Raw genomic sequence first — 25,620 nt, forward strand, 5'->3', positions numbered from 1 at the left:
GAAAAAAGGAGTAATTAATGTCTCAACATCTTACCGAACACGACGAGCTGGTTTCCGATGTGGTTGCCTGCCAGCTGGTTATCAAGCAGATCCTCGACGTGATTGACGTCATCGCGCCGGTGGAAGTGCGTGAAAAAATGACCAGCCAGCTGAAAGCCATTGACTTCGCCAGCCACCCGGCCTCTGCCGATCCGGTGACGCTTCGCGCGGTGCAAAAAGCGATTGCCCTGATTGAGCTGAAGTTTACCCCGCAGGAAGAAACGCATTAATAACCGGCCCCGCGGGTGACCGACGGGGCCTTTTCCTTTAATGGGAAACCACGGTCTGCGTTGGCGCAGCCTCAGCGGTTTTAAACAATTTGCTGTTGCCCCAGCACTCTTCGTAGCGATGGCCAACCAGATCCTCAACGATTGCCCGCACCTCCGGCGCAATATCACTGATTTTACCGCCCGCTTTAATCCGCGCGACTTCCTGCAGGACCACCAGATGGGCTTTACGGTCCAGTTTCATCTGCTTACTGAAGACGATGGCGGCCAGGGCTAAGGCGACGACACCGACGCAGAATACCACCGCGATGGCGGTCACGGCGCTTTCCGGTTGGCTGTGCGCTTTTGACTGGAAACCGTAAAAGCTCAGGATGGCCCCCATTGAAAACACCACAATCGAGCGCAGAATTTTCCCTGAGAAGGTCATGGCGCCGGCATAGATCCCTTCCCGGCGGCGTCCGGTGTAGATCTCGTCGACATCGGCGAGGAAGGTGTAAACGGTCCAGGGAATATAGTAAACCCCGCCGGTCCCCAGGCCGAACAGCACGGTAATACCGAACATCAGCACGGTCGCCAGGCCTGACGGCAGATGGAAGAACCACAGCGAGGTATACAGCAGGACTGCGAAAATCACGATCCCCAGCGCGAGGATATAGGGTTTGCTGAAGCCCTTTTTCACACACAGGCCGATAAACAGCGCGGTGGAGATCAGCTGCAGAATCGAGTTCAGGCTGTTCAGCCCGGCCACCATTGCCGGATCGTGCTGCAGAACGAATATCACGAAATAGGTGAAGATGGAGGCAAACAGCCATTCCGCGCCAAACCCGCACAGGTACATACCGAGATGTTTGCGGAACACGCGCAGATAAAAGGTGGAACGCATGTCTTTCGCCAGCGACAGCAGGGTGCTCAGCAGCCCCTTTTTCGCGCTGGTATCCACGGCTTCCGCACGCTCGCGCTCCCAGCTGCATAGCCACAGGCAGGTAATCGCGACGATCAGGATCGCGCCGTAGGTCAGTCCGGTGAGGAAGAAAGGGGTGGCGGAATCTTTGCCGTACAGCAGAATGAACTGTCCGGGAATAAACGCGGCGAGGAAGTTGGCCAGCTTGCCGAAGATGGCTTTATAGCCGGTGAGCTTTGAGCGTAGCGAGAAATCATCGGTCATCTCTGTCGCCAGCGTTTCATAGGGCACCATGATGGAGGTGTAGATGATCTCAAACACCACGTAGGTGCACAGGTAGTACCAGAAACTCAGGCCCTCTACCCACAGCAGCGGGTAGAACAGCATCAGCGGAATGCCGATCAGCAAAAAGAAGCGCCGACGGCCAAAGCGCTTGCCTAACCGCGTTTTGCCAAAGTTATCCGTCAGATAGCCCATCAGCGGGTTGCTGATGGCGTCGATGATGCTGGCGACGGAGAAGATAAATGAGGCCTCGATCAGCGTCAGGCCGCAAAAGGTCGTATAAAAATAGAGTAGCCATGCCCCGCTTATCGCCAGTGCGCCACTCCCTAACAGATTACCGCCGCCGTAGGCTAACTGATGGCGTAACAAGATCGGTCTTCCCTGCAGCCCTTCAGAGGCTGAAGCCGTGTATCGAGCCATAAAAAATAAACCTCGTGTTTTATATTTTTGAAACACTGTTTTTATATTTCTTTGTGGCTCAACAAAAAGTGACCGCGCTCACTAATCCCCCCAAAGGGGTAACGGTGAGGAGGGAATGGGATCAAGTTAAAACTTTTTTATTCTTTTGAGGAATAAATGGCAGGGGAGTATAGCGATAACGGATTAATAAACAGGGCGGGGCAGCGCGAACGCGCTCCCCCCTGATCGGCCGAGAAAGGCCCTACGCCTCTGATTAATGGGGTTTCTGTGACGCTCCGACGAGGGCCATCAGACGGCGATCGGTCTGTTCCATACCGATCCCGGCTTTGTCGGCATTGCGAATTTCCTCGAGCACGCTTTGCAGCAGCAGCCCATCCTGCTGCTGCTCTTCCGCCAGCCGGGTCAGAAAACGCCAGGTGTTGTCATCGCTCTGCGCTTTGGCTTCCTCGGCGAGACCGCTCAGCATACTGCTACGCTGGCGGTAATCGACCAGGGTTTGGGTAAAGAGATCTTCCAGCGAGGTACATTCGGGATTACAGGCGCGGTCGGGATTCACTATCGGCCAGCTGCCGGCTTTTTTCAGATAGTCAAATACGCGCATGGTGAGGGTGATGCTGCATTGCGCGCGGTTGCGCAAAAATGTCGCGGCGCCGTCGAAGCGATGCCGGGCGCACCACTCGCTTAAGTTCAGGTAAACGTTAGAGGCGTGGAACTCAAGGTTCATCTGGGTGTTTAGCTTTTGTGCCATTCCTGGAACTGCCATAAAAATATCCTTATTAACCGGGAAGGGGTTACTGGTGCGCGTCAGCGGTTCCTGCGGTAAACAACAGGATAAAAGAGTGGCGCGCTGCACTGTTGCAGAATAATAAAACTCTACACATTCCGTATGAGTCGGGTAATTTTTCCTCTTGCCGACAATTTTAGAATACTCGCTGAATAGAATTAAGAAAACTCTCAAGATGGATAATTTACGTTTTGTTACACGATTATTCCTGAATGACGACTGGCTGGAGATTGGCGGCGTAGACCGGGGCGCTAGCACGGTGTGCCAGGTATAAGTTATAGGTATTTGACTACGAGATTCGTCGTATAGCGCAAAGCTATAAGTTATTTCAGAGAGCAATGTTTCATGGTGATGATAATTATTTTTATTTTTTGTTGCAGGCTTTTTTATGTATCCGGAATATCTTTTTTCAATTCGGAATAAATTACGCAAAAGATCCGTTTTATCGCGATATAAAACGGTCGATGCCGGACTGGCGACGCGCGTCTGCTGATCTTCAGCGCCGGCAGGCAGTTGACCGCCGCTGCGACCCCGTTAGCCGCTGGATATAACAGTGCCGTAACCCTCTGTTAAACACCCTCTGACATCACAGGGATAACCCTGCTGGTGGTATAGATGATCCTGCTATTCGCCGGTTAAATTGTATGACAATTATGTCTTTTTTTATGTCTTTTTTTGCTAAATCTATGTACGCAATTACTGTAATTCCGCGATGTGATAATGCTCTCGTATGGAGAAATAATTTCCGGGTATTACTACTCTAACAACGGCAGTAGGGAATGTGATTTTTCTAATGCCTTGTTTTGATGCCGATAAAAAAGTTAATTCCGATTTTTCCCTACATGAAAGCGAATTAAAGCTGGAGTTTACCATGCACAAATTTACTAAAGCGCTGGCGGCCATTGGTCTTGCTGCGGTTATGTCACAATCAGCTATGGCAGAAAACCTGAAATTGGGTTTTCTGGTGAAACAGCCGGAAGAGCCATGGTTCCAGACCGAGTGGAAATTTGCTGATAAAGCAGGAAAAGATTTAGGCTTTGACGTCATTAAAATTGCGGTGCCGGATGGTGAGAAAACCCTGAACGCCATCGATAGCCTGGCGGCCAGCGGCGCGAAGGGCTTTGTCATCTGTACCCCCGATCCTAAGCTCGGCTCGGCGATTGTCGCTAAGGCGCGCGGCTATGACATGAAGGTGATTACCGTCGATGACCAGTTCGTCAACGCCAAAGGTAAACCGATGGAGAGCGTGCCGCTGGTGATGATGGCGGCCAGCGAAATCGGCGCCCGCCAGGGGCAGGAGCTGTATAAAGAGATGCAGAAACGCGGCTGGGATGTTAAAGACACCGCGGTGATGGCCATCACCGCCGATGAACTGGACACCGCCCGCCGTCGTACCACTGGCTCCATCGATGCCCTGAAGGCGGCCGGTTTCCCGGAAGCGCAAATCTACCGTGTTCCGACAAAATCTAACGATATCCCGGGGGCGTTTGACGCCGGTAACTCAATGCTGGTCCAGCACCCGCAGGTTAAACACTGGCTGATCGTTGGGATGAACGACAACACCGTGCTCGGCGGCGTGCGTGCCACTGAAGGCCAGGGCTTTAAAGCGCCGGATGTGATTGGCATTGGCATCAACGGCGTGGATGCCGTCAACGAACTGTCGAAGGCGCAGCCGACCGGTTTCTATGGCTCCCTGCTGCCAAGCCCGGATATTCATGGCTATAAAACCAGCGAAATGCTCTACAACTGGGTCACCAAGGGCGTTGAGCCGCCGAAGTTCACTGCGGTGACCGATGTGGTGCTGATTACCCGCGATAACTTCAAAGAAGAGCTGGCGAAAAAAGGGCTGTAACAGCCCGGTTGAACTGGCCCCCGCCGCGGCGGGGGCTGAGTGCAGAAGAGCGGAGTCGTTATGCAACAGTCTACCCCTTATCTCTCATTTCGCGGCATCACCATGACGTTCCCTGGCGTAAAGGCCTTGTCCGATATCAGTTTTGACTGCTACCCAGGACAGATCCACGCGCTGATGGGCGAAAATGGCGCAGGCAAATCGACGCTGCTGAAAATCCTCAGCGGTAACTACATCCCCACCGCGGGCCACCTGCAGATCGGCGGTCAGCAGATGGCGTTCACCAATACGATGGCGGCGCTCAACGCCGGCGTGGCGATTATCTATCAGGAGCTGCATCTGATCCCGGAGATGACCGTCGCCGAAAATATCTATCTTGGCCAGCTGCCGCACAGAGGCGGCATCGTCAACCGCTCGCTGCTCAACTACGAGGCCCGCCTGCAGCTTGAGCATCTGGGGCTGGATATCGACCCGGAGACGCCGCTGAAGTATCTCTCCATTGGCCAGTGGCAGATGGTGGAGATTGCCAAAGCGCTGGCGCGTAACGCCAAAATTATCGCCTTCGATGAACCGACCAGTTCGCTCTCTGCCCGGGAGATCGACAACCTGTTTCGCGTTATCCGCGAGCTACGGGAGGAGGGGCGCGTCATCATCTATGTTTCACACCGGATGGAAGAAATTTTTGCCCTCAGCGATGCCATCACCGTCTTTAAAGATGGCCGCTACGTCTGCACCTTTGATGATATGCCGAGCGTCAGCCACGACGCGCTGGTTCAGGCCATGGTGGGACGCAATCTGGGGGATATTTACGGCTGGAAACCTCGCCCCTACGGCGAAGAGCGGCTGCGTCTGGAGGAGGTGAAGGCCCCGGGCGTGCGCACGCCGGTCAGCCTCTCGGTGCGCAGTGGCGAAATCGTCGGCCTGTTTGGGCTGGTGGGCGCCGGGCGCAGCGAACTGATGAAAGGTCTGTTCGGCGGGACGCGGATCACCGGCGGTCAGGTGTATATCGATGGCCAGCCCGTCGACATTCGCAAACCGGCCCAGGCCATCCAGGCCGGGATGATGCTGTGCCCGGAAGATCGGAAAGCGGAGGGGATTATTCCGGTTCACTCCGTGCGCGACAACATCAATATCAGCGCCCGGCGCAAGCATATCCACGCCGGGTGCCTGATCAACAACGCCTGGGAGGCGGACAACGCCGATCAGCATATCCAGTCGCTGAACATTAAAACGCCGGGCCCGGAACAGCTGATCATGAACCTGTCTGGCGGCAACCAGCAGAAAGCGATCCTGGGCCGCTGGCTGTCGGAAGAGATGAAGGTGATCCTGCTCGATGAGCCCACCCGCGGTATCGATGTCGGCGCCAAACATGAAATTTACAACGTGATATATGGCCTCGCCGCCTCCGGTGTCGCCGTGGTATTTGCCTCCAGCGACCTGCCGGAAGTGCTGGGCGTCGCTGACCGCATCGTGGTGATGCGTGAAGGGCAAGTCGCCGGCGAACTGCTGCATGAAGAAGCCAATGAACAGCAGGCGTTAAGCCTTGCGATGCCAAAAGTGAGTCAGGCTGTCGCCTGAGTAAGGAGTAAATGATGTCATCAGTGACTACGTCCGGCGCTACCCGCTCTGCCTTTAGCTTTGCCCGTATCTGGGATCAGTTTGGCATGCTGGTGGTGTTTGCGGTGCTGTTTATCGGCTGCGTAATTTTTGTGCCTAACTTTGCCTCATTCGTCAATATGAAGGGGCTGGGGCTGGCGATCTCGATGTCCGGGATGGTGGCCTGCGGTATGCTCTTCTGCCTGGCCTCCGGCGATTTCGACCTGTCGGTGGCGTCGGTTATCGCCTGTGCCGGGGTCACTACCGCGGTGGTGATTAACCTGAGCGAAAGCCTGTGGCTGGGGATTGCCGCCGGTCTGCTGCTGGGGGCGATCAGTGGCCTGGTCAACGGCTTTGTCATTGCCCGCCTGAAGATCAACGCCCTGATCACCACGCTGGCCACTATGCAGATTGTCCGCGGTCTGGCCTACATTATCTCCGACGGTAAAGCGGTAGGGATCGAAGATGAACGCTTCTTCACCCTCGGTTACGCCAACTGGTTTGGTCTGCCGGCGCCGATCTGGCTGACGGTCGCCTGCCTGGTGGTTTTCGGATTATTACTAAACAAAACCACCTTTGGCCGTAATACGCTGGCTATAGGCGGCAATGAAGAGGCGGCGCGTCTGGCCGGTGTTCCGGTGGTGCGCACCAAGATTATTATCTTTGTGCTCTCCGGTCTGGTATCGGCCGCGGCGGGAATTATCCTGGCGTCGCGGATGACCAGCGGCCAGCCGATGACCTCGATTGGCTATGAGCTGATTGTTATTTCGGCCTGTGTGCTGGGCGGGGTATCGCTGAAGGGCGGGATCGGCAAGATCTCCTACGTGGTGGCCGGGATCCTGATCCTCGGGACCGTGGAGAATGCGATGAACCTGCTGAACATCTCGCCGTTCTCACAATACGTCGTGCGCGGGGTCATCCTGCTGGCGGCGGTAATTTTTGACCGCTACAAACAAAAAGCCAAACGTGCGGCCTGATTTCAGGCATAACTTTTAAGTCTACAGAGTAATTACCGCCAGCGCCCGTTTCGCTGGCGGTATCTATCAAAAATGGCGAGGTTGGTCACACTGTCTATACTTACATGGCTAACATATAATTAACAACCAGCTTCGGCTGGCCATGATAAGGAGGAAACAGGGTGGATAACCAGATATCTGTACCGCCTGCGCTAACCGGAAACTACGCTTTTTTCTTTGACCTCGACGGTACTCTTGCCGATATCCAGCCGCACCCCGATCAGGTGGTGATACCCGACAACACGCTGCAGGCGCTCAACGCGCTGGCCCGGCAGCAGGGCGGGGCGGTGGCATTGATTTCAGGGCGCTCAATGTCTGAACTTGACGCGCTCACCCATCCCTGGCGGCTACCGCTGGCCGGTGTTCACGGGGCTGAACGCCGTGATATCAATGGTAAAACCTATATTGTCTCTCTGCCGTCGGCTCTGCGCGATGAAATCGCGGCTGAGCTGACCTCGGCGTTGCAGGCGCTCCCCGGGTGCGAGCTGGAGAGTAAAGAGATGGCCTTCGCGCTCCACTACCGCCAGGCGCCGCAGCAGCAGAGCGCGGTGCTGGAGCTGGCGCAGCGCATCGTTCAGCGCTACCCGCTGCTGGCGCTACAGCTTGGCAAGTGCGTAGTGGAGATTAAACCCCGCGGTGTCAACAAAGGGGAGGCGATCACCGCCTTCATGCAGGAAGCGCCGTTTGCCGGTCGCGAACCGGTTTTTGTCGGCGATGATTTGACCGACGAAGCGGGATTCAGCGTGGTTAATCAACTGCAGGGAATGTCGATAAAAGTGGGCGCCGGGGAAACCCAGGCGCACTGGCGGTTGGCGGATGCCGCCGCCGTAAGGACGTGGTTGCAACATCTGGCGTATGACGCGCAAACCGAAAGGAGGGATGACCATGAGTCGTTTAGTCGTAGTCTCTAACCGTATCGCCTTACCGGACGATAAAAAATCGAGCGCTGGCGGTCTGGCCGTCGGCATCCTGGGGGCACTGAAAGCGGCAGGGGGTCTGTGGTTTGGCTGGAGCGGCGAAATTGGCGATGACCAGCAACCGCTGAAGCAGGTCTCCCGCGGAAATATTTCATGGGCGTCGTTCAACCTTAATGAACGTGACCATGACGAATACTACAACCAGTTCTCTAATGCCGTGCTGTGGCCGGCCTTCCATTATCGTCTTGATCTGGTCAGCTTCCAGCGCGAAGCCTGGGAGGGATATCAGCGAGTCAATGCCATGCTGGCGGACAAGCTTCTGCCGCTGATCGAGCCAGACGATACGCTGTGGATCCATGATTACCATCTGCTGCCCTTCGCCAGCGAACTGCGCAAGCGTGGGGTCAACAACCGGATCGGCTTCTTTTTGCATATTCCGTTCCCGACGCCGGAGATTTTTAACGCGCTACCGCCGCACGCTGAGCTGCTGGAACAACTGTGCGATTACGACCTGCTGGGCTTCCAGACTGAAAGCGACAGAACCGCGTTTCTTGACAGCATTGCCATGCAGACCCGACTCTCCGACCTCGGAGACAAACGCTATCAGGCGTGGGGTAAGGCGTTCAGCACTGAGGTTTATCCGATAGGGATCGATCCGGACGAGATTACGCGCAACGCCAAAGGTCCGCTGCCGCCGAAGCTGGTCCAGCTGAAAAACGAGCTCAAAAACGTGAAGAATATCTTCTCGGTGGAGCGGCTTGACTACTCGAAAGGGTTGCCGGAGCGGTTCCTCGCCTATGAGACGCTGCTCGAAAAGTATCCTCAGCATCACGGTAAGATCCGTTATACCCAGATCGCACCGACCTCCCGCGGCGATGTGCAGGCCTATCAGGATATCCGCCACCAGCTGGAAACTGCATCCGGGCGCATCAATGGCCAGTTTGGCCAGCTTGGCTGGACCCCGCTCTACTACCTGAACCAGCATTTTGATCGTAAGCTGCTGATGAAGGTCTTCCGCTACTCTGACGTCGGCCTGGTGACGCCCCTGCGCGATGGTATGAACCTGGTGGCGAAGGAATACGTGGCGGCGCAGGATCCGGATAACCCTGGCGTACTGGTCCTGTCGCAGTTTGCTGGTGCGGCGCAGGAGCTGACCAGCGCCCTGATCGTCAACCCCTACGATCGCGACGAGGTTGCCGCCGCGCTGGATCGCGCCCTTAGCATGCCGCTGGCGGAACGTATTGCCCGTCATTCTGCGATGCTGGACGTGATCAGAGAAAATGATATTCATAACTGGCAGGCGCGCTTTGTCGACGATCTGCAGCATATTTCACCGCGCAGTGAGGAGAGCCGCCTGCGGGGGAAGATAGCCACGTTCCCTAAACTGGCCTAGTTCAGGAAAAGGGCTAACCGGCGTTAGCCCTTTTCAAGGGAAACCAGCAGGACATCGACGCCGCAGCTGCCGACGATATTTTTCGCCGAGCAGGTGGCGCGCGAAAAAAGGGAATGGTTATGATTGCCGCAGATCACCAGATCGACCTGGTGCGACCGGCAGAAGTCCTTAATATGATGGCCCAGTTCGCCGCAGGCGATGGTCATTTTCTCTATCGGGTAGTCCGCGTGACGCGCCAGCTCGTTGAGAAAATCACGCGTCTCTTCCTGCATCACCTCGCGCAGATTTTCCATCATCGGCGCAGCGAACTGGTTATACAGCTCCGGATCCGTGGCGAGGGTGATAAAGCTCACTTTCGCGTTCACGGGCCGGGCAATCGACACCGCTTTTTTAATTAATACCTGACTCTCCGGCGTTGGCGCGACGGCAACCAGCAGATGTGAATAAGGCATCTGGCCTCCTTGAGATACGCGGAATAACCCTTTCTTTCCTTCTTTCTTTACTCCTGTTTACCCGGCTGCGCAAGGGCCGATCCCGGGATTTGCGAGCCTCTTCGCCAGTCGGTGTTTTTCCGGCTAGATCACAATGGTGAACCTGTCTTTTGATTTAAAAGAAATAGCGTTTTATAAATGAGTGAAGTGAAGACGTCATCTCTTTGTCATTTTGCCACCGGCGGCGGTTACGTGGCAAAAGCACAAAGGTAACCTCGTTTCGCTGCTTTTAGTGTAGCCAGGTACCCACTCCCTTCCGGTGGCAAATCCGGAAAGATTGTCGGCGTTCTCTTAAAAAAAGACACAGGATCACGGCGATGAAAACACGAAAGATTGGACTGGCTAACTACCTGGCCTACGGCGCGGGCGATTTTCTCGGCGCCGGCACCACGGCGCTAACCGCCGCATGGCTGCTCTACTTTTACACCACCTTCTGCGGACTCTCTCCGATAGAAGCCACGCTGATATTCGCTTCCGCCCGCGTACTGGATGCGGTGGTGAGCCCGCTGATGGGCTTTCTCACCGATAACTTCGGCACCACCTGGCTCGGCAAGCGCTTCGGCCGCAGAAAATTCTTTATTCTGCTCGGCATCCCGTGCGTATTCAGCTACTCGGCGATGTGGGTTGGCGAGATGGGTTTCTGGTACTACCTGCTCACCTATCTGCTGTTTGATATGGTCTACACCATGATTCTGGTGCCCTACGAGACGCTGGTGCCGGAGATGACCGATGACTTTAAACAGAAAACCAAATTCTCCGGCGCGCGCATCTCAATGGCGCAAATGTCGGCGATTTTAGCCTCCTTTCTGCCGGGGATCCTTCTTACCTGGCTCGGCAAAGACAATGCCAGCTCGTTCTTTTATGCCAGTCTGGTGTTCTCGGTCCTGTGCGCGGTGATGCTGACCTTCGTCTGGTGTTTCACCTGGGAGCGGCCGCGTGAGGCCTGGTCAGAGGCGGCGCTGCGGGCGGAAGCGGAAAAACAGAACTTAACCCTCGCCCAGAGCCTCAATCGCCTGGTGATTGAGCTGAGCTCCACGCTGCGGATAAAAATTTTCCGCCAGCACCTCGGCATGTATCTGGGGGGCTATATCGCCCAGGACGTCTTCAATGCCGTGTTCACCTATTACGTGGTCTTTGTTCTGATGCAGGAGGCCTCTGTCGCCTCGAATCTGCTGGGGACGATGGCGATTTTCCAGTTTATCGCCGTGATCGCCATGATCCCGCTGTGCATTCGCTTTGGCCCCGCGCCGTCGTACCGCATGGTGGTGGTCCTCTTTGGCCTGAGCTCGCTCTCCTATGCGCTGCTCTATTACGCCGGACTGAGCGACGTCTATTCCTTACTGCTGCTCATCTCTGCTGTCGCCGGACTGGGACGCGGCGGGATTAACTACGTACCGTGGAATACCTATACCTATATTGCCGACGTCGACGAGGCGATCACCGGCCAGCGCCGCGAAGGAATTTTTGCCGGCATCATGACGCTGACCCGCAAAGCCTCGCAGGCGGGGGCGGTGATGCTGGTGGGCATCATCATGCAGCTGTCGGGGTTTGTCTCCGGGCAAAAAATACAGCCTGAAGGGGTCAGCCATACCATTTTGCTGATCCTCAGCGTCGGCACGCTGGTGGTCTTAGCCTGCGGCTTCCTCGTTTCGCTGCGCTTCAAACTCAATCTGCATACCCACAGCGTCCTGCGCAGCGAAACCCTAAGAATGCGCGAAAGCGGTCACGCCCAGCCGGAACTGACCAGTGCGGAACACCGCGCGGTCGTCGAGATGCTGGCGGGGATGCCCTACGACTGCCTGTGGGGAAATAACAATATTGGCTACCTGAATCGTCATAAACCTGCTGCCCCGGCGCTCACCCAGGGCGGCGCTTTGAATTCGACATATACCCGAGGTTAACAACATGAAAGTTTGGCCGGTAAAACATAGCCCATTACTCTGTCAGCCTGAGCGTTTTATCGCCCGTAGCGAACTGCAGGCGCTCATCCGCAACGTGACGCAAAACCTGGTGAATATTAAGGATGAGAGCGGGCAATTTTTACTGCGCCTGGATGACGGGCGCGTTATTGATACCAAAGGCTGGGCCGGCTGGGAGTGGACCCACGGCGTCGGGCTGTATGGCATCTATCAGTATTATCAGCAAACCGGCGATCTCGAGATGCGCGATATTATTGACCGCTGGTTTGCCGACCGTTTCGCCGAGGGGGCAACGACCAAAAACGTCAACACTATGGCGCCGTTCCTGACCCTGGCCTATCGCTTTGAAGAGACCGGATGTAAGGCGTATCTGCCGTGGCTGGAGAGCTGGGCGGAGTGGGCAATGTATGAGATGCCTCGTACCGAGCAGGGCGGCATGCAGCACATCACCCTGGCGGAAGAAAACCACCAGCAAATGTGGGATGACACCCTGATGATGACCGTGTTGCCGTTAGCCAAAATTGGCAAGCTGCTTCACCGTCCGCAGTATGTGGAGGAGGCGACCTATCAGTTCCTGCTCCACGTGCAGAACCTGATGGACCGGGAAACCGGGCTGTGGTTTCACGGCTGGAGCTATGACGGTCGGCATAATTTTGCCCGGGCGCGCTGGGCGCGGGGCAACAGCTGGCTCACTATGGTGATCCCGGATTTTCTTGAGTTAGTGGATCTCCCGGAAGGGAATGCGGTACGGCGCTATCTGACCGAGGTGCTGAACGCGCAAATTGCCGCCTTAGCGAAATGTCAGGACGACAGCGGCCTGTGGCATACCCTGCTGGACGACCCGCACTCTTATCCAGAGGCCTCGGCGACCGCCGGCTTTGCCTACGGCATACTCAAAGCGGTGCGCAAGCGATATGTCGGGCAGCACTATGCCGGGGTGGCTGAAAAAGCGATTCGCGGAATTGTGCAGAATATTTCGCCGCAGGGGGAGCTGCTGCAGACTTCCTTTGGCACCGGAATGGGGTCAGACCTTGATTTCTATCGCCAGATCCCGCTCACCTCGATGCCCTACGGCCAGGCGATGGCGATCCTCTGTCTGACCGAGTATCTGCGCAAGTATTTCTGAGCAGGAGACCCCGCAGGCGCGGCGCCTGAAAAAACTAACCCGGCTTTCGCCGGGTTGGTTTTACATACGCTCGACGGTTTCGATACCGAGGGTATCGAGACCCAGCTTGAGGGTTTTCGCCGTCAGCAGCGCCAGCTTCAGGCGGCTGTTGCGGGTCGCTTCGCTTTCCGCGCTGAGGATCGGGCAGTGCTCGTAGAAACCGGAGAACAGGCCCGCCAGATCGTAGAGGTAGGCGCACATCACGTGCGGCGTCCCTTCGCGAGCGACCACGGAGAGGGTCTCTTCAAACTGCAGCAGGCGCGCGGCCAGCTGGGCTTCGCGATCTTCCGCAATCACCACCGGCGCGTCGGTGAGGGCGTTTTCGTCAATGCCGGCTTTGCGGAACACGGAGAGCACGCGGGTATAGGCATACTGCATATACGGCGCGGTGTTGCCTTCGAACGCCAGCATATTATCCCAGTCGAAAACGTAGTCGGTGGTGCGGTTTTTCGACAGGTCGGCGTATTTCACCGCGCCGATACCCACCACTTTCGCCAGATTTTCCAGCTCATCAGCGGACATCTCCGGGTTCTTCTCGGCCACCAGGCGACGCGCGCGCTCCAGCGCTTCGTCCAGCAGATCCGCCAGCTTCACGGTGCCGCCGGCGCGGGTTTTAAACGGCTTGCCGTCTTTACCCAGCATCATGCCGAACATATGGTGTTCCAGCGGCACGGAGTCCGGCACATAGCCTGCTTTACGCACGATGGTCCACGCCTGCATCAGGTGCTGGTGCTGACGGGAGTCGATGTAGTAGAGCACGCGGTCGGCGTGCAGTGTTTCATAGCGATACTTCGCACAGGCGATATCGGTAGTGGTATAGAGGTAGCCGCCATCCTTTTTCTGGATGATGACGCCCATCGGTTCGCCTTCCTTGTTTTTATACTCATCAAGGAACACCACGGTGGCGCCTTCGCTCTCCACGGCCAGCCCTTTGGCTTTCAGATCGGCGACGATCCCCGGCAGCATCGGGTTGTACAGGCTTTCGCCCATCACGTCATCGCGGGTCAGCGTCACATTCAGGCGATCGTAGGTGATCTGGTTCTGCGACATGGTGATGTCCACCAGCTTACGCCACATCTGCAGGAAGTACTCATCGCCGCCCTGCAGCTTAACCACGTAGCTGCGCGCGCGCTCGGCGAAGGCTTCGTCTTCGTCGTAGTGTTTTTTCGCTTCGCGATAAAAACCTTCGAGGTCGGCCAGGGCCATCTCGCCGGCGTTTTCCTGCTGCTGTTTTTCCAGATACGCGATCAGCATGCCGAACTGGGTGCCCCAGTCGCCGACGTGGTTGGCGCGGATCACCTTATGGCCCAGGAACTCCAGGGTACGGACCGAGGCATCGCCAATGATGGTCGAACGCAGATGGCCGACGTGCATCTCTTTCGCCACGTTTGGCGCCGAGTAGTCGACGACGATGGTCTGTACCTGCGGCGTGGCGACGCCCAGGCGTTCTGACTGCAGCGCGCGGTTGACGTTGTCCGCCAGGAACGCGGGGTCGAGGAAAATATTGATAAAGCCCGGCCCGGCGATTTCAACCTTGCTGGCAATGCCGTTGAGGTCAAGATGAGACAGTACCTGCTCTGCAAGTTGTCGCGGCGCCATGCCCAGTTTTTTGGCGACAGCCATCACGCCGTTGGCCTGATAGTCACCGAACTGAACTTTTGCTGACTGGCGGACCTGAGGTTCGCAATCGGCAGGCGCGCCTGCCGCGATCAGGGCCTGGCTGACTTTTTCTGAGAGAAGAGCCTGAATATTCACCGGAATACCTTACGTGTAATGCGCCAGCCCCCGAGGGAGGCGGCGCCGGAATGTGGACAAATTAGGGCGGGAGTATACTGCATTTGTCCCCGTCCGTCAGCATCGCGCGCGGCGCGGCGGCATGGGCAATCCATCGTCGGTCGGTCACGCAGCGGCAGGGTGGCGGTTGGTCCGCGGCCTAAAACACGGTAGATTAGCCTTTTTATTATTGATGAACATAAGTGACGAGCAAACCCATGGCGAACTGGCAGCAGATTGAACAACTGGCCGATATTACGGCGGATCTCCCGCGATTTTCCGATGCGCTACAGCGCTTCGCTGCGCGACTGGGACTGGAGATCGGCGGACTCGACGCCGACCATATCTCCCTGCGCTGTCATCAGAACGCCACCGCGGAGCGCTGGCGCAGTGGGCTGGCGCAGTGCGGAACCCTGCTGTCGGAGAATATGATCAACGGTCGGCCTATCTGCTTGTTTAAACTGGCGGAGCCGGTCTGCGTGGCGCACTGGCGCTTTCATATCGTTGAGCTGCCGTGGCCGGGTGAAAAGCGTTATCCCCATGAAGGCTGGGAGCATATTGAAATTGTCCTGCCCGGCGATCCGGCTACCTTAAATGCCCGCGCTCTGGCGCTGCTGGCCGATGACGGACTCAGCCAGCCGGGGATCGTCGTCAAAACCAGCTCGCCGAAAGGGGAACATGAGCGTCTGCCGAATCCCACCCTGGCGGTCACCGACGGCAGCGTGACGGTCAAATTTCACCCATGGTCTATTGAACAAATCGTCGCCAGCGAGCAAGCCGATACATAACAGTGTGAAGCCGCGCGGCGTCTGCCGCGTGAAATCATGACATGCTGAGAAGGTTGTCTGGATCAGGGAGTGAGCAATGGCGGTACTGGAAGTTTGTTGTTACAGCATGGCGTGCGCCCGGGAGGCTGAGCGCTGCGGCGCCGATCGTATTGAACTCTGCGCCGCGCCGCAGGAAGGGGGACTAACACCCTCTTACGGGGTGCTGGTCTCGGTCCGCGAGGCGATTACCCTCCCGGTGCATCCGATTATCCGCCCGCGCGGCGGCGATTTCTGCTACACCGAAGAGGAGTTCGCCGCGATGCTTGGCGATATCCGCAAGGTGCGGGAGCTCGGCTTTCCCGGGCTGGTGACCGGCGTGCTGAATGCCGATGGTCAGGTCGATATCCCGCGGATGAAAAAAATAATGGCCGCGGCCGGGCCGCTGGCGGTGACCTTTCATCGCGCGTTCGATCTGTGCGCCGACCCGCGTCAGGCCTGGGAGACGCTGGGTGAGCTGGGGGTTAAACGTATCCTGACTTCCGGTCAGCAATCCTCGGCGGAGAAAGGTATTTCATTAATTACGGAACTTATTGCCGCAGGGGATACTCCAATCATTATGGCCGGTGCGGGAGTGCGCGCCGCGAACCTGCCGCTGTTTCTGCAGGCGGGGGTGAAAGAGGTTCATAGCTCTGCAGGCCAGTGGTTGCCATCGGAAATGCGCTTTCGTCATCCAGGCGTTTCGATGTCAGCCGATCCCGATGCGGACGAATACAGACGCTACGCCGTCAATGGCGCAGCGGTGGCGGAGATGAAAAAGATAATTTCCGCTGACAGAAGTTAAACGGTTTTTGCTGCACATCATGTCGCCCAATATGATGATTGCCCGTACCAGGCCCCTGCCCATTAAACAGGGGCCTTTTTTTATCTCGCTTTCTTCGCCAGCGACTGCTGCGTTTCCGGTTTGGTGGCGATAATCACCGCGCGCAGCGGCGCCGGATAGCCTTCCACGGTTTTGCGCTGATCCTGTGGGTCGAGGAAATCGGCCAGCGATTCGCTGGTCATCCATTCGGTGCGCCGCTGCTCTTCCGTCGAGGTGACGCAGGCGTCGACGATGCGCACATCGATAAACCCGCACTTCTCCAGCCACATTTTCAGGGCCGCCGCGGAGGGAATAAAATAGACGTTGCGCATCTGCGCATAGCGGTCGCCCGGAACCAGCACCGTATTTTCATCGCCTTCGACCACCAGCGTCTCCAGTACCAGCTCGCCACCCGGCGCCAGCTGATCTTTCAGCTGCCACAGGTGGTCCAGCGGCGAGCGGCGATGGTAGAGCACGCCCATCGAGAACACGGTGTCAAAGGCCTCCAGCGCCGGGAGCTGCTCGATGCCCAGCGGCAGGAGATGCGCCCGCTGGTCGTTGCCAAGCAGCTTACGCACTGCTTCAAACTGGCACAGGAACAGCTGGGTGGGATCGATGCCGACCGCCAGATGCGCGCCCGCGCCGATCATCCGCCACATGTGATAGCCGCTGCCGCAGCCCACGTCGAGGATGGTCCGTCCGCTAAGATCGGACAGATGCGGCAGGACGCGCTCCCATTTCCAGTCGGAGCGCCATTCGGTATCGATGTTGATGCCGTACAGCGAATAAGGGCCTTTGCGCCATGGCATCAGGTTTTTAAGCAGGTTTTCTACCCGCAGCCGATGGCCTTCGCTGAGCGGCGTTTCGCTTTCGGCGGTGACGCTGTGCAGGAGGTCCAGACGCCAGGGCGTTAATTCCGGAAGAAACTCAACGGCGCGCTCCCATTCGCGAAACTTGCCGTGCAGGGCCTCGCGCTGCCAGGCGGCTACCTGGGCAGGCAGCGTCTCCAGCCAGTGAGACAGCGGGCTTTTGGCGATCAGCTGATAAAAGTTACTGAAGTCGATCATGCCTGCTCCCCGGATTTTACTGCCACCAGCGAGCCAAAGTTAAAGCACTGGAACCACAGTTCAGCATGTTCGAACCCCGCCTGACGCAGGCGTTTTTTATGGGTTTCCACAGAGTCGGTCAGCATCACGTTTTCCAGCATGCTGCGTTTCTGGCTAATCTCCAGCTCGCTGTAGCCGTTCGCGCGCTTAAAGTCATGATGCATATTGAACAGCAGCTCACCGACGTGGGCGTCTTCGAAGCTGAATTTCTCCGATAGCACCAGCGCGCCGCCGGGATTCAGCCCCTGATAGACTTTATTCAGGATCGCCTGACGATCGCCCGGCTCAAGGAACTGAATGGTAAAGTTCAGGATCACCAGCGAGGCGTTTTCAATGGCCACATCGCGGATATCCCCTTCAATCACCTCGACCGGCGTCGGCGCTTTATAGGCGTCAATATGGCGACGGCAGCGCTCCACCATCGCCGGGGAGTTGTCGATGGCGATAATGCGACATCCCGGATGGCTAATATTGCGGCGCACGGAGAGGGTGGCGGCGCCCAGCGAACAGCCAAGATCGTAAACCTGGGTGTGGGGCTGAACGAAGCGCTCGGCCAGCATGCCGATCATCGAGATGATATTGGAGTAGCCAGGCACAGAACGCTGGATCATATCGGGGAAGACTTCAGCAACCCGTTCATCAAAGGTCCAGTCGCCGAGGCTGGCAATCGGCGCGGAAAAAAGCGTATCGCGGTGAGACATAACGTTAAACCCGAAAAAACGAAAACGGCGTATTGTGCGCTAACGGAGGGAGAAAACCAACTCCCAGGGCATATACCAGAGATTGGCCAGCACCATCAGCAACAACGCGCACCAGGTGGCGCTCATGCCGGAGCGGCGCCAGTGGTAGACGCGGTGATGAAAACCCCAGGAGTGCATCAGTCGTCCGACGATCAATAAAATGCCGCAAACGTGCACCATCCAGGTCTGGGCGCCGTTCATCTCCATAAATAACAGTAAAATGAGGCCAATCGGCACATATTCGACGGCATTGCCGTGAACGCGGATGGCGACCTGCAGCTCGCTGAAGCCGCCGTCGCCGTAGCCTACATGGTATTGGGTGCGCAAACGCACCACGTCAAATGAGAACTTCACTAACAATAACGCACCTAAAACGGCATACAGCGCGCTGACCATACGAAAACTCCCTTTAACTCTGGCAGATGGCTCCGGATATGATAGCAGGATATCAGAAAAGAGAAGATTGCTGCGGAATCGACGGCGCATTTCCTGCCGCCGGCAGGGCGGCGCGCAGATCGCCCCACAGGGTATCGACCAGCGCCGGCGCGTAGGCAATATCGGGGGTATGCAGAAACAGCCACGGCGTCCCTGACTGATGCCATTTTGGCAGCGTCTGCAGCCAGACGCGAAACAGTTCCCGGTTATGGGCCATATCGTCGCCGCCGATAAAGCGCACCATTGGCTGCCGGGCGGTCATCACCGCATGCACCGGCACCTTCGGTTTCTTTTGTTGCGCGTCGATCATCGCCGGACTGGTGGCCGCGGCGCTATGGACCGGGCGGCTGTCGAGGATCACGCGGTTGACGTTGCGCTGGTGCAGCCCGCGGTTGAGCTGCTGTTCCGCTTCCCCTTTGGCGAAGAACTCGGGGTGACGAACTTCGACGCCGTAGGTGAAATCCTTCGGCAGTGCGTCGAGAAAATGCCATAGCGCCGGGAGATCGCGAGGGCCGAAGGTCGCCGGCAGCTGCAGCCAGTACTGGCCGATGCGCGAGGCCAGCGGCGCCAGGCGGGTGAAGAATTCACGGCTTAAATCGTCGCAGTGGCGCAGGGTGGCCTGGTGCGAGATAGTCGCCGGAAATTTAAAGCAGAAGCGGAAGTTATCGTGGGTCTGCTCGTACCAGCGGGCGACAATCTCCGGCTTCGGTAGCGCATACAGGGTGGTGTTGCCCTCGACGCAATTGAAGTGGCGGGCGTACTCTTCAAGGCTGGTGATGCCAAGGCGCACCCATTTCGGGTGCGACCACTGGGGAAGCCCAATATAAATCATAACGCGGCGAGGATCTCCTCGGTGCTGCGCACGCGGCCGATGCGCGGGAAAATATGCGTCATGCTGCCCTGATGCTGCTCGGCGGAGGCGGCGCTGCAGGCATCTTCGGCAATGACCAGGTTAAAACCCAGCTCCCAGGCGTTGCGGGCGGTGGATTCGACGCCGATGTTGGTGGCGATGCCGCAGAGAATAATGGTGTCGATACCGCGGCGACGCAGCTGAAGCTCAAGGTCGGTGCCATAGAACGCGCCCCACTGGCGTTTGGTCACTTCGATATCGCTCTCCTGCTTACCCAGCGTGGCCGGATAGGTCCACCAGTTCTCAGGCAGCGTATGCGCCCCGGCCTGCGCGTCGACAGGCTGTTTCAGCGCTTCGGCGAAATCGGCCGACCAGCCGACGCGGACCATGATGACCGGCGAACCCTGTTGTCGGCACTTGTCTGCCAGGCGGGCGGCGCGCGCCACCACCTCGTCAGCCCGATGTGGGCCGCCGGCAAAAGGCAAAATGCCTTCCTGCAGATCGATCACCACCAGCGCCGTGTTTTTCGCATTGAGTTCTAACATGGTATCCCCGTATCTTCATCTGTTGTCAGGCGGCTACAATACCTTTGCGGCTTCAGCAAAAGGGTAACAAATTTTGTTAATTTATGTGAGTGTGGACGTTAAGCGCGCAGCAAAGCAGCGTACATCGTGCGTCGGACTTATCGAACGACAGAATTTCCAGTATAATAGCCGCCTTTTTTCATTCAGTTGTGACATCAGCTAAAGCTGCGACCTCGTCGCCTGCAGGGCAGACGACAATCCGCCGACGGCTAAGTTAAGGGATATCTCATGCGTACAGAATATTGCGGACAGCTTCGACAGTCCCACGTTGGGCAGCAGGTGACTCTGTGTGGTTGGGTCAACCGCCGTCGCGATCTCGGTAGCCTCATTTTTATCGATATGCGCGACCGCGAAGGCATCGTTCAGGTGTTTTTCGATCCGGATCGTGCGGATGCGTTGAAGTTAGCCTCTGAACTGCGTAATGAGTTCTGCATTCAGGTCACTGGCACCGTTCGCGCGCGTGAAGAGAAAAACATCAACGCGGACATGGCCACCGGCGCTATCGAAGTGCTGGCTTCCGATCTGACGATCATTAACCGCTCAGAATCGCTGCCGCTGGACTCCAATCACGTCAACACCGAAGAAGCGCGTCTGAAATACCGCTACCTCGACCTGCGTCGTCCGGAAATGGCGCAGCGTCTGAAAACCCGCGCGAAAATCACCAGCTTTGTGCGCCGCTTTATGGATGACCATGGCTTCCTCGACATCGAAACCCCGATGCTGACCAAAGCCACCCCGGAAGGCGCCCGCGATTACCTCGTGCCTTCCCGCGTGCATAAAGGCAAATTCTACGCGCTGCCGCAGTCGCCGCAACTGTTCAAACAGCTGCTGATGATGTCCGGCTTCGACCGCTACTATCAGATCGTCAAATGCTTCCGCGATGAAGACCTGCGTGCCGACCGTCAGCCTGAATTTACCCAGATCGACGTGGAAACCTCCTTTATGACCGCGCCGCAGGTGCGTGAGATCATGGAAGCGATGGTGCGTCAGCTGTGGCTGGAGATTAAAGGCGTCGATCTGGGCGACTTCCCGATCATGACCTTCGCCGAAGCCGAACGTCGCTACGGCTCCGATAAACCGGACCTGCGTAACCCGATGGAGCTGGTGGACGTCGCTGACCTGCTGAAATCAGTGGAGTTCGCGGTCTTTGCCGGCCCGGCCAACGATCCGAAAGGGCGCGTGGCGGCGCTGCGCGTGCCGGGCGGGGCTTCTCTGACCCGCAAGCTGATTGACGAATACGGCAACTTTGTCAAGATCTACGGCGCGAAAGGGCTGGCCTATATTAAAGTGACCGAACGTGCCAAAGGCATGGATGGGATCAACAGCCCGGTGGCCAAATTCCTGACCGCTGAAATCGTGGAAGCGATCCTCGACCGCACCGGCGCGCAGGACGGAGACATGATCTTCTTCGGCGCCGACAACAAGAAAGTGGTGGCCGACGCGCTGGGCGCGCTGCGTCTGAAGCTGGGTAAAGATCTGAGCCTGACTGACGAGAGCAAATGGGCGCCGCTGTGGGTGATCGACTTCCCGATGTTCGAAGACGACGGCGAAGGCGGCCTGACGGCGATGCACCATCCGTTCACCTCGCCGAAAGATATGACGGCGGACGAGCTGAAAGCTGCGCCGGAAGAGGCCGTGGCCAACGCCTACGATATGGTCATTAACGGTTATGAAGTCGGCGGCGGTTCGGTGCGTATCCACCGCGGCGACATGCAGCAGACGGTATTTGGTATTCTGGGCATTAACGAACAGGAACAGCGTGAGAAATTCGGCTTCCTGCTCGATGCGCTGAAATACGGTACCCCGCCGCATGCGGGCCTGGCGTTCGGTCTTGACCGTCTGACCATGCTGCTGACCGGCACCGATAACATCCGCGACGTTATCGCTTTCCCGAAAACCACCGCGGCCGCCTGCCTGATGACCGAAGCGCCAAGCTTCGCCAATCCGGCGGCGCTCAGTGAACTGGGTATTCAGGTTGTGGAGAAAGAGGCAAAAGCGTCTCTGGAGAACAAGTAATATGTCATTTAAGCTGCCCGTTTCGGTGCTGGTGGTGATTTACGCCGAAGATACCAAACGGGTGCTGATGTTGCAGCGGCGCGACGATCCCGCGTTCTGGCAGTCGGTTACCGGCAGCCTGGAAGCAGGAGAGACCGCGCTGCAGGCCGCCGCGCGTGAAGTAAAGGAAGAGGTCGCCATTGACGTTGCCTGCGAGCAACTGACCTTAATCGACTGTCAGCGCACGGTGGAGTTCGAGATATTTTCTCATTTGCGTCATCGCTATGCGCCGGGAGTGGAGCGTAATACGGAATTTTGGTTCTGTCTTGCGCTGCCTCATGAGCGGGAAATTACCTTTACCGAACATCTGGCCTACCGCTGGGTCAGCGCGACGGAAGCCGCTGCGCTGACCAAGTCGTGGAGCAACCGGCAGGCGATTGAAGAATTTGTAATTAACGCCGCCTGAAAGGGCGCGCTTTTTGGAGAGTTTTTTATGGCAGGTCATAGTAAATGGGCCAACACCAAACACCGCAAAGCGGCACAGGATGCCAAGCGCGGTAAAATCTTTACGAAAATCATTCGCGAACTGGTTACCGCAGCGCGTCTGGGCGGCGGCGATCCGGCGTCCAACCCGCGTCTGCGTGCGGCGGTGGATAAAGCGCTGTCTAACAACATGACCCGCGACACCCTGAACCGCGCCATCGCGCGCGGCGTCGGCGGCGATGAAGACGCGAACATGGAAACCATCATTTATGAAGGCTATGGCCCTGGCGGCACCGCGGTGATGGTGGAATGTCTGTCCGACAACCGTAACCGTACCGTTGCGGAAGTGCGTCACGCCTTCACTAAAACCGGTGGTAACCTCGGCACCGACGGTTCCGTCTCCTACCTGTTCAGCAAAAAAGGCGTCATCTCCTTTGAGAAAGGCGATGAAGACACCATCATGGAAGCGGCGCTGGAAGCTGGCGCTGAAGACGTGGTGACCTATGACGACGGCGCGATCGACGTCTACACCGCCTGGGAAGAGATGGGCGCCGTGCGCGACGCGCTGGAAGCCGCTGGCCTGAAAGCCGACGCTGCCGAAGTCTCGATGATCCCGTCCACCAAAGCGGATATGGATGCCGAGACGGCGCCGAAGCTGCTGCGTCTGATCGATATGCTCGAAGACTGCGACGACGTGCAGGAAGTGTACCATAACGGCGAGATCTCCGACGAGGTCGCAGCCACCCTGTGATGCAGTCGCATCCACGGTTAACCGGAGGCGCGTGATGGCTATTATTCTCGGCATTGACCCGGGGTCGCGCGTTACCGGTTATGGCGTGATCCGTCAGGTTGGCCGGCAGCTGAGCTACCTTGGCAGCGGCTGTATCCGCACCAAAGTGGACGATTTGCCGTCGCGGCTGAAGCTGATCTACGCCGGAGTGACGGAGATCATCACCCAGTTCCAGCCTGACTTTTTCGCCATTGAGCAGGTCTTTATGGCCAAGAATGCCGACTCGGCGTTAAAGCTCGGGCAGGCGCGCGGGGTGGCGATCGTGGCGGCGACCAATCAGTCGTTACCGGTGTTTGAATATGCCGCCCGCCAGGTTAAGCAGACGGTTGTCGGCATCGGCAGCGCTGAAAAGAGTCAGGTCCAGCACATGGTGCGCACCCTGCTCAAGCTGCCTGCCAATCCGCAAGCGGATGCGGCGGATGCGCTGGCGATCGCCATCACCCATTGCCATGTCAGCCAGAATGCCGCGCAGATCAGCGAGACCCGGCTCAATCTGGCGCGAGGGCGCTTACGATAATCGCAAATCAGGCTGGATATCTATCCAGCCTTTTTTTATGATACCGCCAGATACTTAGACCATAACGCAGGAGCCCCACGTGATAGGCAGACTCAGAGGCATCATTCTCGAAAAACAACCCCCGCTGGTGTTGCTGGAAACGGCGGGCGTCGGCTATGAAGTGCACATGCCAATGACCTGCTTCTATGAGCTGCCAGAGGCCGGGCAGGAGGCGATTGTCTTCACCCACTTTGTGGTGCGTGAAGATGCCCAGCTGCTGTATGGGTTTAACAACAAACAGGAGCGTACCCTGTTTAAAGAACTGATCAAAACCAACGGCGTAGGGCCAAAGCTGGCGCTGGCGATCCTCTCCGGCATGTCGGCGCAGCAGTTCGTCAACGCCGTTGAGCGGGAAGAGGTCGCCTCGCTGGTTAAGCTGCCGGGGATTGGCAAAAAAACCGCTGAACGCCTGATCGTTGAGATGAAAGACCGCTTCAAAGGGCTGCACGGCGATCTGTTCACCCCGGCCGCCGATCTGGTACTGACCTCACCGGCAGGCCCGACGGCGGACGATGCCGAGCAGGAAGCGGTTGCCGCGCTGGTCGCGCTGGGCTATAAACCGCAGGAGGCCAGCCGGATGGTCAGCAAGATCGCGCGTCCGGACGCCAACAGTGAAACGCTAATCCGCGAAGCGCTGCGCGCCGCGTTGTGAGGTAAGGGATGATTGAAGCAGACCGGCTGGTATCGGCCGACAGCAGCGGCTTCGAAGAGGCCGCTGACCGCGCCATCCGCCCAAAATTGCTGGCAGAGTATGTCGGCCAGCCGCAGGTGCGTTCGCAGATGGAGATTTTTATCCAGGCGGCGAAGCTGCGCGGTGACGCCCTCGATCACCTGCTGATTTTTGGCCCGCCAGGGTTGGGGAAAACCACCCTGGCCAATATCGTCGCCAATGAAATGGGGGTGAATCTGCGTACCACCTCCGGCCCGGTGCTGGAGAAAGCGGGCGATCTCGCCGCGATGCTCACCAACCTTGAACCGCATGATGTGCTGTTTATCGATGAGATCCATCGCCTCTCGCCGGTGGTGGAAGAGGTGCTCTATCCGGCAATGGAAGATTACCAGCTGGATATCATGATTGGCGAAGGTCCGGCGGCGCGCTCGATTAAAATCGACCTGCCGCCGTTTACCCTGATCGGCGCCACCACCCGGGCCGGTTCATTGACTTCGCCGCTGCGCGACCGCTTTGGCATCGTGCAGCGTCTGGAGTTCTATCAGATCCCCGATCTGCAGCATATTGTCAGCCGCAGCGCCCGCCATATGGGGCTGGAGATGAGCGACGAGGGCGCGCTGGAAGTGGCCCGCCGTTCACGCGGCACGCCGCGTATTGCCAACCGTCTGCTGCGTAGGGTGCGTGACTTCGCGGAAGTGCGCCACGACGGCACTATCTCCGCCGACATTGCCGCCCAGGCGCTGGATATGCTCAACGTCGATGCGGAAGGGTTCGACTATATGGACCGCAAGCTGCTGCTGGCGGTGATAGATAAGTTCTTCGGCGGACCGGTGGGGCTGGATAACCTCGCCGCCGCGATTGGCGAAGAGCGGGAAACCATTGAAGATGTGCTGGAGCCCTACTTAATTCAGCAGGGTTTTCTGCAGCGTACGCCGCGGGGAAGAATGGCGACGGTGCGCGCCTGGAATCATTTCGGGATTACGCCGCCGGAGATGCCGTAGTTCGCTACGGAT

The 25,620-nt window shown here is 57.5% G+C and carries 26 protein-coding genes; 17 read left to right on the plus strand and 9 right to left on the minus strand.

Annotation, left to right across the window (positions count from 1 at the left end):
• Positions 1-17 precede the first annotated feature (17 nt).
• Positions 18-269, plus strand: coding sequence for a DUF2766 family protein (locus ACLH1U_RS00690; RefSeq protein ID WP_004203448.1), 252 nt, complete (start codon positions 18-20; stop codon positions 267-269).
• A gap of 37 nt (positions 270-306) precedes the next feature.
• Here the strand turns inward: ACLH1U_RS00690 and ACLH1U_RS00695 are convergent, their stop codons facing one another.
• Positions 307-1,818: an MFS transporter gene (locus ACLH1U_RS00695; RefSeq protein ID WP_032453400.1), complete on the minus strand. Its 1,512-nt coding sequence runs from the start codon at positions 1,816-1,818 to the stop codon at positions 307-309.
• A gap of 65 nt (positions 1,819-1,883) precedes the next feature.
• Here ACLH1U_RS00695 and ACLH1U_RS00700 point away from each other — a divergent pair, with 65 nt between their 5' ends.
• Complete coding sequence (locus ACLH1U_RS00700; RefSeq protein ID WP_049013748.1) at positions 1,884-2,018, plus strand: hypothetical protein; 135 nt, start codon at positions 1,884-1,886, stop codon at positions 2,016-2,018.
• 104 nt (positions 2,019-2,122) lie between these two features.
• Here the strand turns inward: ACLH1U_RS00700 and ACLH1U_RS00705 are convergent, their stop codons facing one another.
• The gene (locus tag ACLH1U_RS00705) at positions 2,123-2,632 is read right to left on the minus strand and encodes a non-heme ferritin-like protein (protein ID WP_032453399.1); all 510 of its coding nucleotides are present in this window, start codon (positions 2,630-2,632) and stop codon (positions 2,123-2,125) included.
• Positions 2,633-3,524: 892 nt separating this feature from the next.
• On the opposite strand from ACLH1U_RS00705, the gene ACLH1U_RS00710 reads away from it, so the two are divergent.
• The 5 genes from ACLH1U_RS00710 to otsA all read left to right on the plus strand — a co-directional run bounded on the left by ACLH1U_RS00710 (position 3,525) and on the right by otsA (position 9,424).
• Positions 3,525-4,505 carry an arabinose ABC transporter substrate-binding protein gene (locus ACLH1U_RS00710; protein WP_004203441.1) on the plus strand — a complete coding sequence of 327 codons (981 nt, stop codon included), beginning with the start codon at positions 3,525-3,527 and terminating at the stop codon, positions 4,503-4,505.
• 60 nt (positions 4,506-4,565) lie between these two features.
• Complete coding sequence (gene araG / locus ACLH1U_RS00715) at positions 4,566-6,080, plus strand: L-arabinose ABC transporter ATP-binding protein AraG (protein ID WP_032453398.1); 1,515 nt, start codon at positions 4,566-4,568, stop codon at positions 6,078-6,080.
• A gap of 14 nt (positions 6,081-6,094) precedes the next feature.
• Positions 6,095-7,075, plus strand: coding sequence for an L-arabinose ABC transporter permease AraH (araH, locus tag ACLH1U_RS00720; RefSeq protein WP_023290266.1), 981 nt, complete (start codon positions 6,095-6,097; stop codon positions 7,073-7,075).
• Positions 7,076-7,236: 161 nt separating this feature from the next.
• Positions 7,237-8,025, plus strand: coding sequence for a trehalose-phosphatase (otsB, locus tag ACLH1U_RS00725; protein ID WP_023290265.1), 789 nt, complete (start codon positions 7,237-7,239; stop codon positions 8,023-8,025).
• Positions 8,000-9,424 (plus strand): alpha,alpha-trehalose-phosphate synthase, encoded by a 1,425-nt coding sequence (otsA, locus tag ACLH1U_RS00730; protein WP_032453397.1) that lies wholly within the window; start codon positions 8,000-8,002, stop codon positions 9,422-9,424. Before otsB ends, otsA begins: the two co-directional genes overlap by 26 nt.
• A gap of 23 nt (positions 9,425-9,447) precedes the next feature.
• Here otsA and uspC read toward each other — a convergent pair whose 3' ends face one another.
• Positions 9,448-9,876, minus strand: coding sequence for a universal stress protein UspC (gene uspC / locus ACLH1U_RS00735; RefSeq protein WP_004203433.1), 429 nt, complete (start codon positions 9,874-9,876; stop codon positions 9,448-9,450).
• Positions 9,877-10,232: 356 nt separating this feature from the next.
• Here uspC and ACLH1U_RS00740 point away from each other — a divergent pair, with 356 nt between their 5' ends.
• Both ACLH1U_RS00740 and ACLH1U_RS00745 read left to right on the plus strand, forming a co-directional pair.
• The gene (locus ACLH1U_RS00740; protein ID WP_048297823.1) at positions 10,233-11,816 is read left to right on the plus strand and encodes an MFS transporter; all 1,584 of its coding nucleotides are present in this window, start codon (positions 10,233-10,235) and stop codon (positions 11,814-11,816) included.
• 4 nt (positions 11,817-11,820) lie between these two features.
• Complete coding sequence (locus tag ACLH1U_RS00745; RefSeq protein WP_048336026.1) at positions 11,821-12,960, plus strand: glycoside hydrolase family 105 protein; 1,140 nt, start codon at positions 11,821-11,823, stop codon at positions 12,958-12,960.
• Between the two features lie 60 nt (positions 12,961-13,020).
• Here the strand turns inward: ACLH1U_RS00745 and argS are convergent, their stop codons facing one another.
• Positions 13,021-14,754, minus strand: a complete 1,734-nt coding sequence (argS, locus tag ACLH1U_RS00750) for an arginine--tRNA ligase (protein WP_004203428.1) — start codon at positions 14,752-14,754, stop codon at positions 13,021-13,023.
• Positions 14,755-14,990: 236 nt separating this feature from the next.
• On the opposite strand from argS, the gene ACLH1U_RS00755 reads away from it, so the two are divergent.
• Together ACLH1U_RS00755 and cutC are read left to right on the plus strand one after the other, a co-directional pair.
• Positions 14,991-15,560, plus strand: a complete 570-nt coding sequence (locus ACLH1U_RS00755) for a VOC family protein (protein WP_023290260.1) — start codon at positions 14,991-14,993, stop codon at positions 15,558-15,560.
• A 76-nt stretch (positions 15,561-15,636) separates the two neighbouring features.
• Positions 15,637-16,380: a copper homeostasis protein CutC gene (cutC, locus tag ACLH1U_RS00760; RefSeq protein WP_411298992.1), complete on the plus strand. Its 744-nt coding sequence runs from the start codon at positions 15,637-15,639 to the stop codon at positions 16,378-16,380.
• Between the two features lie 80 nt (positions 16,381-16,460).
• On the opposite strand, the gene cmoB is transcribed toward cutC, so the two are convergent.
• The 5 genes from cmoB to ACLH1U_RS00785 are packed head-to-tail and all read right to left on the minus strand — an operon-like array spanning position 16,461 to position 20,074.
• Positions 16,461-17,465, minus strand: a complete 1,005-nt coding sequence (gene cmoB, locus ACLH1U_RS00765) for a tRNA 5-methoxyuridine(34)/uridine 5-oxyacetic acid(34) synthase CmoB (protein ID WP_023290258.1) — start codon at positions 17,463-17,465, stop codon at positions 16,461-16,463.
• Complete coding sequence (cmoA, locus tag ACLH1U_RS00770) at positions 17,462-18,205, minus strand: carboxy-S-adenosyl-L-methionine synthase CmoA (RefSeq protein ID WP_004203422.1); 744 nt, start codon at positions 18,203-18,205, stop codon at positions 17,462-17,464. The genes cmoB and cmoA overlap by 4 nt, the downstream gene beginning before the upstream one ends.
• A 39-nt stretch (positions 18,206-18,244) precedes the next feature.
• On the minus strand, positions 18,245-18,640 hold the full coding sequence (locus ACLH1U_RS00775) for an MAPEG family protein (RefSeq protein WP_008804243.1): 396 nt from the start codon (positions 18,638-18,640) through the stop codon (positions 18,245-18,247).
• Between the two features lie 52 nt (positions 18,641-18,692).
• The gene (locus tag ACLH1U_RS00780; protein WP_032453394.1) at positions 18,693-19,511 is read right to left on the minus strand and encodes a DUF72 domain-containing protein; all 819 of its coding nucleotides are present in this window, start codon (positions 19,509-19,511) and stop codon (positions 18,693-18,695) included.
• Entirely contained in the window at positions 19,508-20,074 is a 567-nt protein-coding gene (locus tag ACLH1U_RS00785) for a hydrolase (protein ID WP_032453393.1), read from the minus strand. Before ACLH1U_RS00785 ends, ACLH1U_RS00780 begins: the two co-directional genes overlap by 4 nt.
• Positions 20,075-20,341: 267 nt before the next feature.
• Between ACLH1U_RS00785 and aspS the strand changes: the two genes are divergently transcribed.
• The 6 genes from aspS (at position 20,342) to ruvB (ending at position 25,608) form a co-directional block, all read left to right on the plus strand.
• Positions 20,342-22,129, plus strand: coding sequence for an aspartate--tRNA ligase (aspS, locus tag ACLH1U_RS00790; protein WP_023290254.1), 1,788 nt, complete (start codon positions 20,342-20,344; stop codon positions 22,127-22,129).
• A 1-nt stretch (position 22,130) separates the two neighbouring features.
• Positions 22,131-22,574, plus strand: coding sequence for a dihydroneopterin triphosphate diphosphatase (nudB, locus tag ACLH1U_RS00795; protein WP_002911477.1), 444 nt, complete (start codon positions 22,131-22,133; stop codon positions 22,572-22,574).
• Between the two features lie 27 nt (positions 22,575-22,601).
• A complete protein-coding gene (locus ACLH1U_RS00800; RefSeq protein WP_002911459.1) occupies positions 22,602-23,342 on the plus strand; it encodes a YebC/PmpR family DNA-binding transcriptional regulator in 741 nt (246 codons plus the stop codon).
• A 34-nt stretch (positions 23,343-23,376) separates the two neighbouring features.
• The gene (gene ruvC, locus ACLH1U_RS00805) at positions 23,377-23,898 is read left to right on the plus strand and encodes a crossover junction endodeoxyribonuclease RuvC (protein ID WP_004203412.1); all 522 of its coding nucleotides are present in this window, start codon (positions 23,377-23,379) and stop codon (positions 23,896-23,898) included.
• Between the two features lie 79 nt (positions 23,899-23,977).
• Positions 23,978-24,589 (plus strand): Holliday junction branch migration protein RuvA, encoded by a 612-nt coding sequence (gene ruvA, locus ACLH1U_RS00810; RefSeq protein WP_002911454.1) that lies wholly within the window; start codon positions 23,978-23,980, stop codon positions 24,587-24,589.
• A gap of 8 nt (positions 24,590-24,597) precedes the next feature.
• Entirely contained in the window at positions 24,598-25,608 is a 1,011-nt protein-coding gene (ruvB, locus tag ACLH1U_RS00815) for a Holliday junction branch migration DNA helicase RuvB (protein WP_004148860.1), read from the plus strand.
• The last annotated feature ends 12 nt before the right edge of the window (positions 25,609-25,620 follow it).

This window comes from Klebsiella sp. 1SOBk5mer, assembly GCF_046603115.1.
Lineage (GTDB): Bacteria > Pseudomonadota > Gammaproteobacteria > Enterobacterales > Enterobacteriaceae > Klebsiella > Klebsiella quasipneumoniae.